Source organism: Methanofastidiosum sp. (genome assembly GCA_020854815.1).
In the GTDB taxonomy this organism is placed as follows: Archaea; Methanobacteriota_B; Thermococci; order Methanofastidiosales; family Methanofastidiosaceae; genus Methanofastidiosum.
This window is the reverse complement of record JAHKLW010000005.1, coordinates 13,035-30,753: the sequence shown is the minus strand read 5'-3', so window position 1 is coordinate 30,753 and position 17,719 is coordinate 13,035. Positions and strand designations below refer to the sequence as shown.

General features: G+C 36.5%; 21 protein-coding genes, 3 tRNA genes and 1 pseudogene. 14 read left to right on the top strand and 11 right to left on the bottom strand.

Features of this window, described 5'->3' with window-relative positions:
• Positions 1-3: 3 nt before the first annotated feature.
• Entirely contained in the window at positions 4-2,859 is a 2,856-nt protein-coding gene (locus KO464_00750; GenBank protein MCC7571900.1) for a UPF0182 family protein, read from the bottom strand.
• A 105-nt stretch (positions 2,860-2,964) separates the two neighbouring features.
• On the opposite strand from KO464_00750, the gene KO464_00745 reads away from it, so the two are divergent.
• Together KO464_00745 and KO464_00740 are read left to right on the top strand one after the other, a co-directional pair.
• Positions 2,965-3,156 (top strand): DUF2281 domain-containing protein, encoded by a 192-nt coding sequence (locus KO464_00745; protein ID MCC7571899.1) that lies wholly within the window; start codon positions 2,965-2,967, stop codon positions 3,154-3,156.
• Positions 3,141-3,478 (top strand): annotated as a pseudogene (locus KO464_00740) (type II toxin-antitoxin system PemK/MazF family toxin). Before KO464_00745 ends, KO464_00740 begins: the two are co-directional and overlap by 16 nt.
• Positions 3,479-3,502: 24 nt before the next feature.
• On the opposite strand, the gene KO464_00735 reads toward KO464_00740, so the two are convergent.
• The 4 genes from KO464_00735 to KO464_00720 all read right to left on the bottom strand — a co-directional run bounded on the left by KO464_00735 (position 3,503) and on the right by KO464_00720 (position 6,356).
• Positions 3,503-4,450, bottom strand: coding sequence for a biotin--[acetyl-CoA-carboxylase] ligase (locus tag KO464_00735; protein ID MCC7571898.1), 948 nt, complete (start codon positions 4,448-4,450; stop codon positions 3,503-3,505).
• Complete coding sequence (locus KO464_00730) at positions 4,447-5,004, bottom strand: hypothetical protein (protein ID MCC7571897.1); 558 nt, start codon at positions 5,002-5,004, stop codon at positions 4,447-4,449. The genes KO464_00735 and KO464_00730 overlap by 4 nt, the downstream gene beginning before the upstream one ends.
• A complete protein-coding gene (locus tag KO464_00725; protein MCC7571896.1) occupies positions 4,997-5,803 on the bottom strand; it encodes a hypothetical protein in 807 nt (268 codons plus the stop codon). Before KO464_00725 ends, KO464_00730 begins: the two co-directional genes overlap by 8 nt.
• Before the next feature lie 94 nt (positions 5,804-5,897).
• Positions 5,898-6,356: a hypothetical protein gene (locus tag KO464_00720; protein ID MCC7571895.1), complete on the bottom strand. Its 459-nt coding sequence runs from the start codon at positions 6,354-6,356 to the stop codon at positions 5,898-5,900.
• A 170-nt stretch (positions 6,357-6,526) separates the two neighbouring features.
• Between KO464_00720 and KO464_00715 the strand changes: the two genes are divergently transcribed.
• The 7 genes from KO464_00715 (at position 6,527) to KO464_00685 (ending at position 10,934) form a co-directional block, all read left to right on the top strand.
• On the top strand, positions 6,527-6,970 hold the full coding sequence (locus KO464_00715) for a winged helix-turn-helix transcriptional regulator (GenBank protein ID MCC7571894.1): 444 nt from the start codon (positions 6,527-6,529) through the stop codon (positions 6,968-6,970).
• Complete coding sequence (locus tag KO464_00710; GenBank protein ID MCC7571893.1) at positions 6,955-7,560, top strand: hypothetical protein; 606 nt, start codon at positions 6,955-6,957, stop codon at positions 7,558-7,560. Before KO464_00715 ends, KO464_00710 begins: the two co-directional genes overlap by 16 nt.
• A gap of 8 nt (positions 7,561-7,568) precedes the next feature.
• The gene (locus KO464_00705) at positions 7,569-7,979 is read left to right on the top strand and encodes a hypothetical protein (GenBank protein MCC7571892.1); all 411 of its coding nucleotides are present in this window, start codon (positions 7,569-7,571) and stop codon (positions 7,977-7,979) included.
• Entirely contained in the window at positions 7,979-8,272 is a 294-nt protein-coding gene (locus KO464_00700; protein ID MCC7571891.1) for a hypothetical protein, read from the top strand. The genes KO464_00705 and KO464_00700 overlap by 1 nt, the downstream gene beginning before the upstream one ends.
• Before the next feature lie 8 nt (positions 8,273-8,280).
• Positions 8,281-9,024 carry an AAA family ATPase gene (locus tag KO464_00695; GenBank protein MCC7571890.1) on the top strand — a complete coding sequence of 248 codons (744 nt, stop codon included), beginning with the start codon at positions 8,281-8,283 and terminating at the stop codon, positions 9,022-9,024.
• Positions 9,025-9,038: 14 nt separating this feature from the next.
• Positions 9,039-10,850 carry a PINc/VapC family ATPase gene (locus tag KO464_00690; GenBank protein ID MCC7571889.1) on the top strand — a complete coding sequence of 604 codons (1,812 nt, stop codon included), beginning with the start codon at positions 9,039-9,041 and terminating at the stop codon, positions 10,848-10,850.
• Between the two features lie 11 nt (positions 10,851-10,861).
• Positions 10,862-10,934, top strand: a tRNA-Arg gene (locus KO464_00685).
• A 10-nt stretch (positions 10,935-10,944) separates the two neighbouring features.
• On the opposite strand, the gene KO464_00680 is transcribed toward KO464_00685, so the two are convergent.
• Together KO464_00680 and KO464_00675 are read right to left on the bottom strand one after the other, a co-directional pair.
• Positions 10,945-11,199 carry a type II toxin-antitoxin system RelE/ParE family toxin gene (locus KO464_00680; GenBank protein MCC7571888.1) on the bottom strand — a complete coding sequence of 85 codons (255 nt, stop codon included), beginning with the start codon at positions 11,197-11,199 and terminating at the stop codon, positions 10,945-10,947.
• Positions 11,192-11,401: a hypothetical protein gene (locus tag KO464_00675; GenBank protein MCC7571887.1), complete on the bottom strand. Its 210-nt coding sequence runs from the start codon at positions 11,399-11,401 to the stop codon at positions 11,192-11,194. Before KO464_00675 ends, KO464_00680 begins: the two co-directional genes overlap by 8 nt.
• Positions 11,402-11,690: 289 nt before the next feature.
• Here KO464_00675 and KO464_00670 point away from each other — a divergent pair, with 289 nt between their 5' ends.
• Genes KO464_00670 through KO464_00660 form a run of 3 tightly spaced genes read left to right on the top strand, consistent with a single transcriptional unit; the run spans position 11,691 to position 13,971 of the window.
• On the top strand, positions 11,691-12,740 hold the full coding sequence (locus KO464_00670; GenBank protein MCC7571886.1) for a site-2 protease family protein: 1,050 nt from the start codon (positions 11,691-11,693) through the stop codon (positions 12,738-12,740).
• Positions 12,741-13,394 carry a TraB domain-containing protein gene (locus KO464_00665; GenBank protein MCC7571885.1) on the top strand — a complete coding sequence of 218 codons (654 nt, stop codon included), beginning with the start codon at positions 12,741-12,743 and terminating at the stop codon, positions 13,392-13,394. It begins immediately after the preceding gene.
• Positions 13,387-13,971 carry a site-2 protease family protein gene (locus tag KO464_00660; protein ID MCC7571884.1) on the top strand — a complete coding sequence of 195 codons (585 nt, stop codon included), beginning with the start codon at positions 13,387-13,389 and terminating at the stop codon, positions 13,969-13,971. The genes KO464_00665 and KO464_00660 overlap by 8 nt, the downstream gene beginning before the upstream one ends.
• On the opposite strand, the gene KO464_00655 is transcribed toward KO464_00660, so the two are convergent.
• From KO464_00655 to KO464_00645, 3 genes are read right to left on the bottom strand one after another with little or no spacing between them, the layout of a single operon-like run.
• Positions 13,955-15,157, bottom strand: coding sequence for a diaminopropionate ammonia-lyase (locus tag KO464_00655; protein ID MCC7571883.1), 1,203 nt, complete (start codon positions 15,155-15,157; stop codon positions 13,955-13,957). The genes KO464_00660 and KO464_00655 overlap by 17 nt on opposite strands.
• The gene (mvk, locus tag KO464_00650; protein MCC7571882.1) at positions 15,150-16,127 is read right to left on the bottom strand and encodes a mevalonate kinase; all 978 of its coding nucleotides are present in this window, start codon (positions 16,125-16,127) and stop codon (positions 15,150-15,152) included. The genes KO464_00655 and mvk overlap by 8 nt, the downstream gene beginning before the upstream one ends.
• Positions 16,121-16,984 (bottom strand): MEMO1 family protein, encoded by an 864-nt coding sequence (locus KO464_00645; protein MCC7571881.1) that lies wholly within the window; start codon positions 16,982-16,984, stop codon positions 16,121-16,123. Before KO464_00645 ends, mvk begins: the two co-directional genes overlap by 7 nt.
• Before the next feature lie 197 nt (positions 16,985-17,181).
• Here KO464_00645 and KO464_00640 point away from each other — a divergent pair.
• Together KO464_00640 and KO464_00635 are read left to right on the top strand one after the other, a co-directional pair.
• A tRNA-Arg gene (locus tag KO464_00640) sits at positions 17,182-17,254 on the top strand.
• Between the two features lie 14 nt (positions 17,255-17,268).
• A tRNA-Met gene (locus KO464_00635) sits at positions 17,269-17,346 on the top strand.
• 19 nt (positions 17,347-17,365) lie between these two features.
• Here KO464_00635 and KO464_00630 read toward each other — a convergent pair.
• The gene (locus KO464_00630; protein ID MCC7571880.1) at positions 17,366-17,605 is read right to left on the bottom strand and encodes a hypothetical protein; all 240 of its coding nucleotides are present in this window, start codon (positions 17,603-17,605) and stop codon (positions 17,366-17,368) included.
• Between the last annotated feature and the right edge of the window lie 114 nt (positions 17,606-17,719).

The window sequence follows — 17,719 nt, the reverse complement described above, 5'->3', positions numbered from 1 at the left end:
TTATTATCCTTCTAGGGATTCAAGTTGTTTAAGGAGCGAAACAATCTCTTCAGTAAGTCTCCTGTACTCAGCAGAGCCCGGTTGTAAAGATTCTCTTTGGATATATATCTTAATTAAAGAAGCAACTAGGTCTTCTTTATCGCCTGTCGGTGTGGGTCCGACAACAGGCCCTCCGTCTGTGGGTGTTGTAGGTGTTACAGGAGCAACAGTTATCTTTGAAAAGAGATTTATTAAAGCATCATCAACAGTCTGGCCTCTACCAAATGTCATTGACCTTGGATCTATCGCGACTATGTCCCATAGATTTACAGATTCCGCCCTTTGTACGTAAACTGAGAGGAGATATAACGGTACCGTCCTCTCCTTGTATGTAAATGGGTAGAGAATCATATTTCCCTGTCTTTTAGTTTCTGCCAAAAGTCTAAACTCTTCCTGATATTGACTGTTCAAGAATTCCTGTGTAATTCTCTTACCTGTGATTTTTTCTGCTGAGATGTCAATGGCATAGAACTTTGCCTCTGAGTTTTCATCATCAAGGTAACCATACATTAAGGCTGTAAGTTCTCTTGATTCAGCCCTCCTTAAGATCATCTGTAAAAATGCCGCATATTCATAACTCTCAGTTTTTGGATTTTTGGCAATGATGTTGTATATGAAATCAGTGTATCTTCCGACACTATCCCCAAGATCAAACTCATAGAAGTTTGTCGCCTCGATATACTCTTTTGGATCTGTTATGTGGTAAGTTGTATAGGCATCAGATACATAGTGGAAATAATCATCAGGCGCCCTTAACTGGGATCTGACTTCAGCAGGTATTTCACTACCATCTTTAATCCATGGATATATCTCTAGATATATATCTTTAAAGATGTCATCAGGGCCAACATAATAGACCAAAACTTCTCCAGTTTCCATGTTTGTAAGGACTCTTGCAACGTTTCTCTTGTAATCGAGATTTACATAGGGCATATAAGTTCCCGCATCAAGCCTTAAATTGTAATCTGTTAAGAAGTAAGGCTCGTTATCGTATAATACTATATAACTATCGAGGTCTCTTTCAAACTCTGCCGGCAGGTAAATAGAATTCCTCTCATCTACCGATCTATATGGAACATAATCCAGTGATGCGTACTCTGACCAGACACCGTAACCTTCAAGCCTAAACAAAATTAATCCGCTAATGTTTATTGTATCGACATTTAGAGTTTGAAGATTGTCCCCAAGATTTGTGCTCCTGTCCTCTGCTAGGTACATATTTGTTGCGTATGAATTTGTGGCCACAGATTCTACCTCAAGACCATTTGAATAGACATAATCAAGCTGCCCTTCTCCAAAGTATATTTTGGATGGTATATTTGTAATTTGCCTAGTGTTTGAGTCCATGATAATTATATCGTCTGTTCCAACATAGAACAAGTTCCTGTTGTAAAAATTGTCTGTGACAGGTGTTTCTGGTTTTATAGTTTTATAGGTGGCCCAATAAATTCTCTTTTCTTCCGGATCCAGGAATAGGTCAGTATCTGATATAAGGTAATATCTAGGGCCAAGTTGCGGTCTTGCAAGAACATATGCTGTAACATAATCCCAGACTCTGGCCCTGTCTATTAGATAACGATTTTCGTCTAAGAAGTCCTGCACCACCATATTCTTAATTTCTGTCTGAGGTAATATGTCTACACTTATCCTCTCAACATTCTCAACATAGGAAACCCATCTGTTTGAGTCTATTTCTCTTTGAATGTAAGGGGTGTTTAGCAGAGGATTTCCAGCAACACTTCTCTCAAGTAAAAATCCCTTTACACCGGCAGCAGCTGTTGGTGAAACTATCAAAAGTATTACCAAAAGTGCGATAATTCCACGTTTGCTAAAGAACCTTTTCTTGTAATCTTCAACGTTTGCTTCAGTAAATTTCATATCTACAATGCTTTTCAGAGTTGGCATAAAGACTAGTGCCACCACAAGTAACGCTGCCTTGACAATACCTGGCATGAACAACGCTATCAAAGATATGCCACCCATTATTCCAAGTTCTGTTCTGTCTCTTGAAACGACAATGTTCATGGCTCCAATACCTATAAGGATTAAGGATTCTATAACCCAACCAATTTGTAAGAAGCTTAGTATCCCAAACTTGACATAATCCGGATTATTAATATAGAATGTGAATACGTTACCGAAGAACAGAAATATTGAGAAGACCAGTAGAGCCAGGAATAAAATCACTGCTGTTATAGTACTATGTGTTTTTTCTAGAACAATTTCCTTCGGCTCTTCTCTTACTATCCCATCTTCAAAAACTCTGCCAAGTCTCCTAGCCCTTTCTAATAATAGATTAGCTATGTAAGGCAATGCGACCACCAAGGTCAAAATGAAAAGAATACCTTTCCCGATATTGATCAGATTAAGATAAAGGTAGCTTTGATAGAAGCTTTCTGTGTTGTATATGAAATCCATAATAAGGGGCCTTGTTATTTCAGGAAGCTGCTGCAAATAAAGGGCATATCTTAGATAAAGCATCGGCACTGGCATGAAAATGAAGATCAAAAAGAATAACAGCAGATAGATAAGCTTTCCTGCAATATTCTTTCCGACCTCCTGCTTTATTATGTTTCTTAGTGGTGTCACAAAGAACATTATTAAAAATATGATAAGTGCCAGGATCAAACTCCATACCACACCGATCATGTAAAGAGATAGCTTTACAATAAACTGCTCATAGAACAATGTGTAGAGAACTTTCAAATTAAAGTAGATAGGAATCCCAAAGAAGTATCCGATTATTAGAGCAAAAACAATAAAATATAACAATCCTTTTGGGTCAAACCCCTTCCCATTTTTTTTAGATTCTTTCTTCATATTCTCTAATAAGTTCTAACCCTTTAAATAATTTACCCGGTAAAACGTAAAATATTTAACCAAAGTTATTAATACTACATTAACTATCTCTTGCTTGGGGATTAAATGAACATTAAAGATTTAGTTATAAAAGAAATAGAAAAAACTCCAGAACCAATACTCGAAGAAGTATTTGATTTTATAGTTTTTTTAAAAAACAAATCAAATATTATCTCAGAAACTGCAATTCTTAGTGAGTCTTCATTGAAAAAAGATTGGCTAAAACCTGAGGAGGATGAAGCTTGGGCATATTTGTGAAAGGCGATGTTGTAGTAGTACCTTTTCCATTCTCTGATTTGACACAATAAAAAGGAGACCTGCTTTAGTTTTGGCATCACCTCCAGGAGATGATATTATTTTATGTCAGATTACTAGCCAAAAAGTAAAGGATAATTATGCTATTTTGTTATCTTCTAGTGATTTTAAAGATGGCGAAATAAATCAAGAGAGTAATATAAGGCCAAATAGAATATTCACAGCCGATGAAAAAATCGTCGTTTATAGAGTGGGAAAGATAAAAAGTGAAAAAATTAACGAAGTAATAAAGATAATAATAGAATTATTATCAGCGAATGAATAATTTTTTCAATCAATTTTTGTAAATTTATCTTAAAGACACATCCCCCGAGTAGACCTTGATTTCTTTGTTATCACTCCGTAATATCAATGCACCGTTCTCATCAATATCTTTTGCTATACCTTCGTAAGTTTCATTTATGCCTATTATCCTGACATTTTTACCAAGCGTATCAGAATTATCTTTCCATCTTCTAATTATTTCGCCAATTTCGCCATTTACATATTCTTGGTAAATTGAATCATAATGCTCTAAAAAGTTCTTTAAGAATAGTTTAATGGATACCTCTTCTCTCATTTCTATTTTTAACGAGGTCCCGTTTTCTGGGAGAATTTCTTTCTCTGTATTTAGATTTATTCCAACCCCAACAACTATGTAATTTATCTTCTCCATATCGGCGGAAAGCTCTGTCAGTATGCCAGATATTTTTTTTCCAGATATTAATACATCATTGGGCCACTTGATTTTTGCATCAAGATTGCCATTAATTGAATTCAACGTTTCAACAAGAGCTAACGAAGAAACTAGAGTCAATTGAGATGCTTTTTCAGGTGAAACAGTCGGTTTTAGTATAAAAGTTACATAAATTCCGCCTTTAGGTGAATACCACCCTCTCCCCCTTCTACCACGACCAGATGTCTGCATCTCCGATATTACAACTGTTCCTTCTTTTTCTTCTAATGCAATTTGTTTTGCCTTGTTGTTTGTTGAATCTATTTCTTCAAAGAATAGTATCTTTTTTCCAATAATTTTTGTGTCAAGCATTCTTTCTAGCTCAAATTCTATCTGCTTTTCAGGGGATTTGACAAGCTTATACCCCTCATTTGTTTTTGAATCTATTTCATAGCCCAATTCCCTAAGTTTTTTGATATGCTTCCAGACAGCCGCTCTTGAAACTCCAATTTCTTTTGAGATTTCTTCTCCAGAAACATAGCTGCCTTTCTTCTCAAGGATTTCAAGTATCTTTGATTTCATTCTTTCACCGAAGAAAAATTAAAGTATATTTCTGAACCTGTATCCAAGACTATCCTTAATCTGTAATCTCCCATCTCATTGTATTTAATTTCTTTCTGGATAATCTTTTTTTCATCTTTTTTTATAGATTCATTTCCTTCAAGAACTTTATTTTCGCCAATATAGATATCATAATTATAATTCTTATCAATACCTTCGATATTTTCAATAGTAAAATCGAAATAGATTAATCCATTTGTTTTCTTAGTATAGTTATAGAGAAGTATTGAACTATTGTCAATCATATTAATGGTGTATCCTTTCCCGCTGGCAAAAAAAGTATCGCCAGGGTAATAGTAATCTTTATTGTTAAGTGACAGTCCGCCATCTTTTATTATAAGTTCTACCCCGTCTAAGTTTGATGTATTGCTATCCTTTTCTAGTATTGTAGTATTGAAATAAAGTCGTGTGAAATGCTCTTCAGGAATCTTTACTTCGCTAAAGGATAAAAGAACAAATGCAGAAACAAAGATGAAAGAGAAGGCTAATGCGTAGAGGACATACCTATCATTCAATTATCTCAAACCCGTCTTCCTTTGTTTTTATTCGGCCTTCGTCCATTAAGTCTTTTATAGATAGCTCAACATCAAGCTCATCGATACTCAAAACATTTGATATTTCTGATTTTGATATCCTGGGGTCGGTCTTTAGAAGGTTATATATACTTTCCTTTATCTCTTCTTCATCGATATCTTCGTAAAACGACATATCGCCTTTGTCTTCTGTCATGTCTTTAGTAAGAGTTTCCTCAGAAACTTCTTCCATCAGAGATTCTATTTCTGTTTCTTGCAAGGCTTCTTCTACCTCAGAGATATGCACCTCTTCAGTGACTTCTTCATATGTTTCTTCTTTTTGAGGGATTTCCGGTGCAGCTGGTGTATAGGAATCTATTTTATCTTCTTTGTACTCAAATGACAATCCTCTCTCCATTAGCTCTTTTATTCTTTTTGAGAGCTCTAGTTCTCTATAGATCCAGTAGTTTGGCGTGACAGGGATTATTATGTCTGGAACGATGTATATTTCGTCCTGAAATTCTCCAACTCGTCCGATTATATCGACAATTTCCCCAACTTTGAATTTGTCAAGAAGCTCAATTTTTTCTTGCCATGCTTTTAATCTTGTCGTTGCAGTTCCATCGTCAATTGTTACAGAGCCATAGGTATTTTCATTGTTTCTATATGAATCTATTATAGTGCCAAGTATTCTTGCTTCCTTGGATTCGCCAAAGGGTGTAGAAAGGATAACTCCTCCCATATCGTCATTTTTTAACTTACCATTGACAAGGTCAATAATCCTCATCTTGTAGGCTATCATTCAATGCTTTTTAATTATAAAGATATATAAGAGTTTCTTTAAGTTTGATTAGAAAAAGAAGAAAAGAAAAAATATTCAAAAAATAAAATATTTTTTAAGAAGCTGTGTAAGTGTGGACTAAAACACCTGTACTAGTTGAAGAATTAAAGTCTACAGTGAAGGTATCTGTTTTACCACTTGGAATTGGCGCTGAGGGTACAAATAAAACTGTAGCAGTCTGATTAGGCAGTAGTCTTACAGGCATGCCGGCTTGATCATCTACAGTCTTATTAGCATCTGTACCTCTTTTAATAGCCTTAACATCAAGAGTCGCCGATGAAGAATTTCTAAGAGATACATAGTAGTATGCAGAGTCATTAGCAAAGCTTACCACTTGCAATCCTGTTCCAAGTGCTCCACTAGCTTGCTGCTGAACTGAACCTTGAGTTTGCGTCTGGAAAGATCTAAACCATATGAAGTATGCTCCAACGGCTGCAACAGCTACTGCGACCAATAACATGACCGCAATAACTGGTGAAACAGCCTTTCTGTGTTTTCTAAAAAATTTCATCATTTAATCATCCTCCATTTTTATATGGACAATAACAAATAGATTGGGATTGTTTTTAAGTGTTTCGGTAATCTACGTTAAATTCGCAATAATCAAAATTACCAATAATTAAATTCCAATAACAACAAATTAAATTGCGATAAATTTAAATAGTAACAGAAATAATACTTTTCATGAAAGATATAGATCAAAAGATTATAGATGTCATGAAGGAAAATGCGAGAATCTCAATAACTGACATCTCAAAACTCACGAACATCCCAGACACTACAATTCACTTCCGATTAAAAAAACTGAGAAATGTCCTAAATTACAGATTAACCCTAAATCACAAAAAGCTTGGCGAAACTTACTATATCATTGAAATAATTCCTGAAACTTATGCAATCGACTCAATCACTATAAAAAAGGCAGAGGATTTATTTGAAAGATTGAGAAAAATGGAAGGGATATTGATGGCTGTCAAAGTCAGGGATTCTTTCATGCAGATCGGAAAGTTCTGTGCAATATATGCTGGTAAAGATAAACCAAAGATTGACCTTCCCGGCATAAAAGTTGCAACGATAAATGAAATAGACAAAATTTGGGGTGAGATCGCCCTATGCTCAAAGAGTTAGAACAGAACAACATACTTCTTCTAGGAGAGCCAGAAACTGGAAAAGAGTATTTTGGCAAAGAATTAATCAAGGGCGATTTAATATATGTGGGCATAGACAAAAGCCCACTAGAGATAAGAGAGCTCTTCAAGCCCAAATTCATAATTGACTGTTATACCGAAAGGCTTGGGATCAAAAGCTCTGAGAAATACCACATCTCTTATGCATACGATTTAGATGAAATCATAAGAAATATCTTCATGGCAAGGGAAGAAACAGGAAAAGATACGACAGTAATTATAGACTCTATTTCTTCCTTATTAGTAACGCTAGGCCTTGTTCCAGTTTACCGGTTTCTCCAGAGGCTATTTGCAATGGGGAGGGAAAAAAATGCCCGGATAATAATCTTTTTACACAAGGGCATGCACAAAGATGAAGTTGAAGTATCAATAAGGCATTTGGCCGAAGCTACGCTCTTCTTGGAAAGGGCCGTTGAAATGGGGGAAGAGGTTTTTTATGTTGATTTTGGCAAGCTTTATAGCGGAAACTATAAAAGAATAAAGTATCGTATAAATAATAATAATGTAATATTTGATAGATTCAGAATATAAGGGATTCCATGGCAGATGTACTATTTTTAGGGATTGGAACAGCCATTCTCCTATTTTTCACAGTAGAACTTATCACATTCATTTTGTATAACACCACAAACGACTACAAATCAAAGACGATGTACTTCATCATGGGGGAAACTTTTAGCATCATGGGGTACCTCTTATTGTTCATATTTATCTTGAGTTCTTCAGATATTTTAAATGCTCTATTGAAGTTTTCTCCTGCGTCATACCCTGAGATTGCGAGGTCATCAAGTATATTAATCTCAATTTTCCTCTACACAGTTCATATCATTTTACAGTTTAAATATAATCTTGAAGAAAATGACCATAAGAATCATTACATCATTTACCTGATAATAGGGGTTTTAGGTTACATCTTCTACCTTTACGGCCTTATAGTGGGGGTGAGGTAATGAACGAAACATCCCAAAGCATACTTCATGCATCCATAATAATGTTTGCAGCATCATTATTTTTAGCACAGTATGCGCTCATATCAAATTATGTGTACAAAGAATCGTTATCTGTTTTCTTATTAATATCAAGCATACTCTTCATGGGATCATTTATTACCGCATTTAAATCTTCAAAACTAAAAGAGGAAAATATAAGAAAGGAAGCATTTATTAACACATCGTTTAGTGTATTTATATTAGGACTTATCATAATGATACTTTCATTTTTCCTAGTTACGTTAAGAATATAGGTGAGAATATGGATGAAAGAGTAAAGACAGGAATTAAAGGGCTCGATGAGCTAATTGGAGGGGGGTTACCTCAAAGCTCGTCAATATTATTGTCTGGTGAGGCAGGAACAGGAAAAACTATATTTTCCCTGCAGTATATCTACTCTGGTGCCAAGGATTTTGGAGAGGCAGGCATCTATGTAACGTTTGAAGAAAAACCTGAAGAGCTAAGAAGAGAAGCTCTCCAGTTCGGATGGGATTTTAAAAAATACGAAGATCAGAAAAAAATTGTCATCCTCGACGCTGCATCTTTAAGGGTAGGTGTTCCCACAGATGAAAACTTTTACGTCAAAAGCGATGTCGACATAAAATCCCTTCTTTCAAAATTATATGAGATAGCTATGGATATTAATGCAAAAAGAATTGTCATAGATTCCCTCCCAGCATTTTTCTTCTCTGAAGAACCTGAAAACATGCGAGACGATATCTATATGATGGGAAGGGTCTTAACTGAGACAAAGGCAACTTCAATTCTGATAACTGAGATTATTAATGGCCACGGTTATTCCCGATTTGGATATGAAGAGTTCATAACTAGGGGAGTTATCACAATGCACCTTGTCGAAGGGGAAAAGGCCATGCCCAGGATGGCAGAGTACAAGAGGAGCATATTCATCAGGAAGATGAGGGAGACAAATCATAAGATAAAGCAGTATCCGTTTTCCATCTCTAAAGAGGGCATAGTGGTATATCCACAGGGAGAAATTTACTAGCCCTTGTGATTCATATGATTGCTGTACCGGACACATCCGTTGTAGTTGACGGTAGATTCAAGGCTCTTTTGCGCGATGCTGATTTTGTAAAGGATTTAGAAAGAATTGTCATAGCTGAAGCCACAGTTGCAGAGGTTGAGCATCTAGCAAACGAGGGGAAATCCTCTGGAATATCTGGCATCGCAGAGTTAAAGGCAATATTCAATATTTCAAAGGAGATATTCGTACCTTTGGAATACTACGGCAAGAGGCCAACAAGGTATGAGATTGCAGGTGCTAAAAAAGGCGATATTGACGCCATCATCAGGGAGGCCGCAATGGATTTAGGCGGCACCCTAATAACAGGCGACCTAATCCAAAAAGATATTGCCGAGGCCAAAGGGGTGCAGTCAATTTTTCTAAAGCCATATAAAAAGGTAAAACTAAAGATTGAGGATTTCTTTGATTTAGAAACCTTATCTGTTCACCTAAAAGATGGCATCATGCCAGCAAGAAAGAAAGGAAAGCCCGGCTCAATAGTCTTAGAAAAGTATGATAGGATTTACAGCGAAGATGAGCTAAAGGAAATCTCTCTTGATATCTTAGAGAGAGCAAAAACTACAAGGGATAGCTTTATCGAACTTGATGAAAAAGGAGCGAGTGTTGTCCAGTTGCAAGAATACAGGATAGTAATTACTTCACCGCCATTTTCAGATAGATTTGAAATAACTGCTGTGAGACCTGTTAAAAAACTTAGCTTGGAAGATTATAATCTGCCTGAGCAGCTCATGAAGAGGCTTGAAACTGCAGAAGGAATTCTTATCGCAGGTGCACCAGGTATGGGTAAGTCCACATTTGCCCAGGCCATAGCAGAGTACTACGCATCTTTAGAAAAGATAGTAAAGACAATGGAAAAGCCAAGGGACCTAAATGTCCAGCCTGAGATAACTCAGTATACTGCACTAGAAGGTGATATGGCAAAGACCGGCGATATACTACTTTTAGTAAGGCCAGATTTTACAATCTTTGATGAAATGAGGGTCACAAATGATTTCAAGATATATGCTGATATGAGGCTTGCAGGTGTGGGCATGGTTGGCGTTGTCCATGCGACAAAACCTGTCGATGCAATTCAGCGTTTCATAGGAAGGATTGAGCTAGGTATTATACCGCAGCTCATTGACACTATTATCTTCATAAAAAACGGAGAATTGAATCAGGTCTTAGAATTAGAATTTTTGGTAAAAGTTCCTCACGGCATGAGTGAAGCTGACCTTGCAAGACCGATAGTTGAGATAAAGGATTTCTACTCAAAGACTCCGCTTTATGAGATTTACACATATGGGGAGCAGGTCGTCGTGATGCCCCTTAAAGCCCGGAGAAAAGAAACATCTCCTATGAAGAAATTAGCTCTATCAAAGCTAAAGGAAAAGTTAAACGCTGAACTTGGGATACAATTTGATCTAGAAGCAGTATCAGATTCTAGGATTGCTCTTTATGTTAAAAATGATGATATTCCCTCAATAATAGGTAAGGAAGGAAAAAACATAAGGGCACTTGAGAATGCAATAGGATTTTCAATTGATGTAAGACCAATGGAAAAGACTCAGGAGAAGGGTAAAAAGGGCAGAATCCCAGTGGATGTTGACTTCAGGGAAAAGTATGTTCTCATAAATGTTGAAAAAAGATTTGCACGAAAAAGTGTCAAAATATTCCTAGAGGATGATTACCTTGAAGAGATTAATGTTCCAAAGTCTGGAAAAATCAAGATATCAAACAAAAATCCAATCGCTGAGCAAATCGAAGACGGCATTATGAATGGTAAAAACTTATATATAATGTTATAAAATCCGATTTGGGACCAGTGGCCTAGTGGATATGGCGATAGCCTCCTAAGCTATAGGTCGGGGGTTCAAATCCCCCCTGGTCCGTTGTTTTTTATTATATATTTTTATAAATATTCTTTCTATGGCCTATTCTCAAAACTACTAAATTATCCCCATCAATATCAAAAATGACTCTGTACTTACCAATTCTAAATCTATAATCTCCAATCCTAGTATCACTTAATCTAGTTGAATATCTAAAAGGATTCGAGGAATATTCTTTTATTTTTAAAAGGATTATCTTCTGAGTTTTTTTATCAATTTTCTCTAAATCCTTGGAGGCTCTGTCGGGGATAACGACATTATACATTTAGTATATCCTCTAGATTTTTAAATTTCCCTTCTTTGTAATCTTTCCTCGACTCTTCAATTGAATCAATATAATCCTGACTTGAAAGAGCCAACATGTCCTCCTTCAAATCTTCCATTACTTCTTTTAGAGTATCCGATAAGAGCAGACGGAACTCTTCAATGGTTAAATCTTTTATCTTTGATTCCATGATATCAATCATATTACAGTATTGAGATATTTAAATATATCATTAAGAAACTTCTTTTACATATTATATCAAGCATTTATATGCCGATTCTTTAAGGCATTACCTATTTCTTCAATTTTTTGTTAATTGTAACATAAATCTCTAATTAGAATTAGTATTCAATTCAAATCAACCAAAATTATATAAATGTACCCAATTTCTTTAGTCTGGGAGCCAATGCAGTATAATTTCTCAGAGGGTACAAATTTTTTGGCTCCCCCAAAAACTAAAACTTATAAGTGTTGTTGCTTAAAGATGATTTATGCCTTGGAGTTTAAAGTTTGGAAGTATATTCGGTATACAGATAGAGCTTCACATTACATTCTTACTGCTTCTTTTGATTTTCGCAATATTTGGCTTCATTCCGTTACTGGTCATTTTATTATTATTTGCGTCAGTTTTAGTGCATGAGTTGGCACATTCTCTTGTTGGAAGGCGTTATGGCGCCAAGATTAAAAAGATTACTCTTCTCCCAATAGGAGGAGTTTCTCAGATGGAGGCTATACCAAAGGGGCATGAGTTTGCAATAGCTGTGATTGGCCCAATTACAAGCATAGCCATAGGTGCACTATTATTTTTATTCGGAACTCTTTTCGGGCTTAGTATGTACTTTGACTTCAACTGGATCCAATTAGACTCCATTACAGATATAGTTAGGATTGTGATGTCTCTTAATTTCATATTGGGACTGTTTAACATAATCCCGGCATTTCCCATGGACGGAGGCAGGGTACTTAGGGCATTTCTTTCTTCAAGGATGGAATATCTCAAGGCAACAGAAATATCTGTTAGGATAGGACAAGGGCTTGCAATTATTTTTGCATTTGTTGGTGTTTTTTATAATCCTTGGCTTATTATTATCGCCTTTTTTATTTACATGGGAGGCATGGGGGAATACCAGTCAACTCAGATGTCCTCAGCGTTGAAAGGGATTAAGGTAAAGGACCTCATGGTAAAAAACATTGCGACGGTCTCACCTTATGATACCATGGAGGATTTTGAAAAACTCTTGATAGAAAAAAGACACAAAGGATACCCCGTTGTTTTTGATGACAAAGTTCTTGGCATTATAACTACGAATGAGCTTCTGTCAGTCCCAAGGATTAAATGGATCGATACCAAAGTTGAAGATGTCATGGTAAAAGACATCATCATAGCATCTCCTGATATGGAAGTATTTGATCTGCATACAAAACTTACAGAAAAAAATCTTGGGAGGGCACCAGTTCTTGAAAATGGTAAACTTGTCGGATTCATCTCAAAAACAGATATACTTAGATTTTCTGAAATACTGATGCTAAAGAGGGTGTAAATGAAGGAGTACCTAAAGCTTGGTGAGACCACCTATATAATCCTTGGCACAGCCCACGTCTATGAGAAGAGCGTTATTGAAGTCCGGGAAGCCATAAGAGAGGAAAAACCAGATATAGTTGCCCTTGAGCTTGATCCTGCAAGACTTGATGCTCTCTTACACAATGACGATAGAAAGCCAACGCTTAGAGAAATGAAAGAGTTCGGGTTTAAAAATGCTTTTTTGTTATTATTTATGTCTTATCTTCAGAAGAAGATATCAACTGACACGGGAATTGTGGCTGGTAGAGAAATGATCGAAGCTGCCATTGAGGCTAGGTCTCAAGGAATACCAGTCGCATTGATTGATAGGGATCTTAGGATAACAATACAGAAGCTTTTAGAGAAAGTAGGATTCAAAGAAAAGGTCATGATTTTAAAAGACGCAGTTCTTCCAGACAAAGAGTATACAATTGATTATGTTTACGAAAATTCAGGTGAGCTAATTGATGAAATAAAGCATAGATATCCTTACATATATGAAGTGCTTGTCGATGAGCGGGATAGATTCATGGCAGAAAACTTAAAAAGAATACAGAAAGAAAAGGTTTTAGCTATCGTGGGAGCAGGTCATGTTTCTGGGATAAAACGATACTTAGGTGAAATAGATGTATAATTTTAATAAAAAAGAAGTTATTGAGCTTTTAGTTGCGTGGTCAGTATTATCTCTTGCATTTGGATTCGCCTTCAGTGGTGGTGCATTTGCATTGGGCAGTGTCAACAGAATAATATTTTTTATATCAACACTCCCAAAATATTTTGTGATAGTTGGGGCAGCATTTTTGATTCATGAACTCTCACACAAATTCACTGCAATTAGATACGGATATCCTGCACAGTTTCATGTTTGGCAGACTGGGCTTTTACTTGCTCTGGGGATGTCATTTGCCCTTGGAATAGTATTTGCGGCACCTGGTGCAGTCTACATTTATGGATTGACAGATGAAAAGAAAGATGCGAAGATATCTCTTTCAGGACCTCTTGCAAATATTATAGTCGCAGTTTCCACTCTTGCATTGTTTAGATTTACATTTATCCCTCTATTGGCGCAGATTGCATATGTCAGTGCATTTATTGGTGTATTCAACCTTTTACCATTTGGGCCACTTGACGGGACAAAAATATTTCGTCATGAAAAAATATGGTGGATTGCATTGATGGCAATTGGAGCCATTATCATCTTGACTCTGTAGGAAGTCTCGAGGGGAGTTTCCCTCCCCACACAACATCATGATATCCTTTGGGGTCTGTATCACCTTCAGTGCTGATTAATAGAATTTCTGAATCATTTCCAATTTCTAAATCTTTTTTGATGTGCATTAGGACCCCCAGCCCAATTGCACCACTTTCTCCTGAAATGACCTTTTTGTCACCTTTCAAAGGATTTCCCAAGACTCTCATCGAAAGGGCAGAAAGTTCATCTCTAGAAGAAACAAAAATATCTGAATAGTCGAGGTGAATGTTCCACGCTATTGGATTAGGTACCCCACAAGATAATCCTGCCATTATGGTCGAAAGATCCCCCTTTGCTCTGTGAGGTTTTCCGTCATTAATCTGAATCGACTCATAAAAACATGCCGCATTATCTGGCTCAACGATAATTGAGATAGGTCTTTTCTTTCCATATATGGAGTTAAAGTAACCAATACCTGAAGCAGAAAATGAACCGACGCCTGCTTGGAGGATTACATGAGTTGGCATATCTCCACCTTTTTCTTTTATTTCTTCCATCGCTTCATCAAATAAGACGGTATAGCCCTGCATAATCCAGGCAGGTATATCTTGATAGCCTTCCCATGCAGTGTCTGACATTACTTGCCAACCTTCCTTTTCACCATCTCTTGCCATCTTCTCTACGGCATCGTCATAGTTCCCATCTATCACGACTGCTTTAGCCCCAGTCTTTCTTATGGCTTCAATTCTTTGTGAAGCTGTGCCCGTTGGGAGATATATTATAGCTTTTTGTCCAAGCTTCATTGAAGCCCATGCAACTCCAAGGCCATGATTTCCATCTGTCGCAGCTGAAAATGTCAATTCACCAACAGTTTCCTTAAACGAAGGTGAAAATATCTCTGAGATTGAGATACTCCTAGGGGCCATCTCTTCCAATGTCTTGTAAATCGCATAGACGCCTCCAAGAGACTTAAACGAATTAAGGCCAAATCTATAGGATTCATCCTTCACCCAAATTTTTCCAACACCTATCCTTTTAGAGAGATTGTCTAATGATACCAAAGGAGTTCTTTGATATTCAGGCATAGCAGAGTAAATTGACCTAACCTTTTTTGCAACATTATTTGAAACAAAATCCGTTGAAGTTTTACTAAGAGAATAGTTCCTTGCCCGTTCATTAATAATATAGGATAAATATTCACCCATGCTCTATTCTTACTCCTTCATCCGTTGTTTTAGTTTTAATGGGTATACCACCAGAAATCTTTATCGCAGTTTCAACTTCCCTCTGTTTATTCGGTGCTAAAGCGTACATGCATCCTCCACCACCGGCACCAGTTATCTTTGCACCGAGAGCACCAGAAATCCTTGATGCGAAAACAAGCTCAGATAGCTCTTTTGTCGAAACGCCAATTGCTTCGAGAAGACCGTTATTGATGTTCATCAAAGCACCCAGTTCTTTTAGGTCCCCATTTTCGCTCAATATTTTTTTCCCTCTATTTGCTATCTCTCCCATAGCATCCATGATATTGTCAACTATATCTGGGTAGTCTTCCTTCATTGTCTTTACTTTTTCAAGAAGAATCTTAGTGCTTCCCTTCTCTCCAGTGTATCCAACTATCAGTGGAAGATTTGGGGCAGAAAATCTCTCGATTTTTCCTTTCTTAAAATAAAGTCCGCCACCAAGTGCTGAAACTGCAGGATCAATTCCGCTTGAACTACCCTGGACTTCAATTTCAACTTCTTTTCCCATCCTTGCTATCTTCTCATTTGAAAGCTTCATTTCAAGAAGCTCTGAAAGAAGCTTTAAAGTTGGGACAACAACTGCCGCAGAAGATCCAAGCCCTGCACCAACGGGGATATCAGATCTTATTGAAATCTCAAAACCCTTTCTTGAACCGTATTCAGTGAATATCCTTTCAATTGCAGATTTTACATATGACACGACAAAGCCAGCCTTGCCGTAATCTGTTCCTAAAAAGACCTCTTCCTCAGAAAATGATATGCTAAGGCCCGGTATTTTAAGGTCATTTGCGTGGATCTTGATTATTTTTTCATTTAGGAGTTTCCCATCAGTATATGTACGTAAATCAATTGCTGAAGCTATTGCTCCTTTTCCATAAACAACTGAATGCTCTCCAAATAGGATTATTTTTCCTGGTGCAGATACTAACATTTGACCCCCACCGAACCGTAGCCTACAACTGTGCTGTAATCCCCTGAAGTTTCATATGAATTTGAATAATCTAAAATTCTTGCTTTTCTTCCACCTAATTCTCTCATACATGAAAGCATTGCTGAAAGTGGACCATAGCCACATGTAGTATAGTCTTTGCTATCTATGAAATTATATAATCCTTCAATATCAAAATGCTCAGCCATTTTTAGTATTTCCATATCGTTGCTCTTTATCCATGAAAGAGTTTCTTCTTTGTTACCTCTAACAGGATTATATCCGAAACGACTACCATAATGCACGAGATCACTTGAAGCAATTACACCTAAAGGTTCTTTACTTGATTTTGCTATTGCCTTTCCTATTCCAATTGCTGTTTCTCTGTCTTGGATCCCCATACATATTGGGACAAAAGTTGCATCCTTTTTTATGTACTGTAAAAATGGTAACTGAACTTCTATGGAATGCTCGTATTTATGGGCAGCTGAATCAATGCCTATAGATCCAGAGTTTTCAACTATTTTTGATGCAAGCTCTTCATTGATCTTTATTTCTCCAAAAGGTGTTTCCCACGAGCCTTTGTCCATCAGTGCAACAGGGAGGCCCAAACCAGTGTGATTTGGCCCAAGAATTACAAAAGTTTCGGGTGGTGAATTCGATAAATAATAATATGAATATGCCTGAGTTTTGCCGGAAAAAACGTATCCTGCATGAGGGCAGAGCACGCCTGCAAATCTTCCTTCGTCAATAAAATCAATATTTGTCTTTGCCGCATCCATAAACTTTTCAATCATTTTTTGAAGAGATGATTTATCTGCCGGATAAAAACTCCCGGCAACATAAGCAGGCCGATACATATCTATCTTTTTAACCTTGAAATTTATATGCCTTTCTTATAAATTTATTTTTATAATATTCAATATTATTCTGTTAAAATTTCTATAAATGATAAAAAAATGAGTATTATCTTTAATCTTCATTAATTTTAAACTTTATTTTTGAGAGAAACATTTATAAGTAGCCAACAAAGATTACACTATAATCTAAGGCACCGGGACCCGTAGCCCAGCGGATAAGGCGACGGCCTTCTAAGCCGTAGATCGAGGGTTCGAATCCCTCCGGGTCCGCTTATGTTTATTCTAGCGGGGTAGGGCAGCTAGGAGTGCCCGGCGGGCTCATAACCCGCAGGCCAGTGGTTCAAATCCACTCCCCGCTACCAAATTTTTTCTAAAAATTTTTTATCTATTCATTAATCCATAGATAATTGCAATGTATCCTATGATGTTGATTATCAGATCTATTTCACTCCTTCCATAAAACAAAATTCTAAATACACTCATGAGAGAAGGAATTGAAAAAAGTGCAAAACCTATTGCAAAGTATTTGTAAATGTCTTTCTTTGCTCTTAGATATTTTAAGTAAGCCATTACAGATATTATTACAGTAAAAATCAAATTAATTAATATTGTCGATGCCACAATTTATTGTATATTCCTAGTTTTATAAATTTTTCTAGATTTCAACAATAGTCTAAGTAATCTTATCCTGATATATTTCATTGAAATTACATTTTCAACATAATTTGAAAGGTT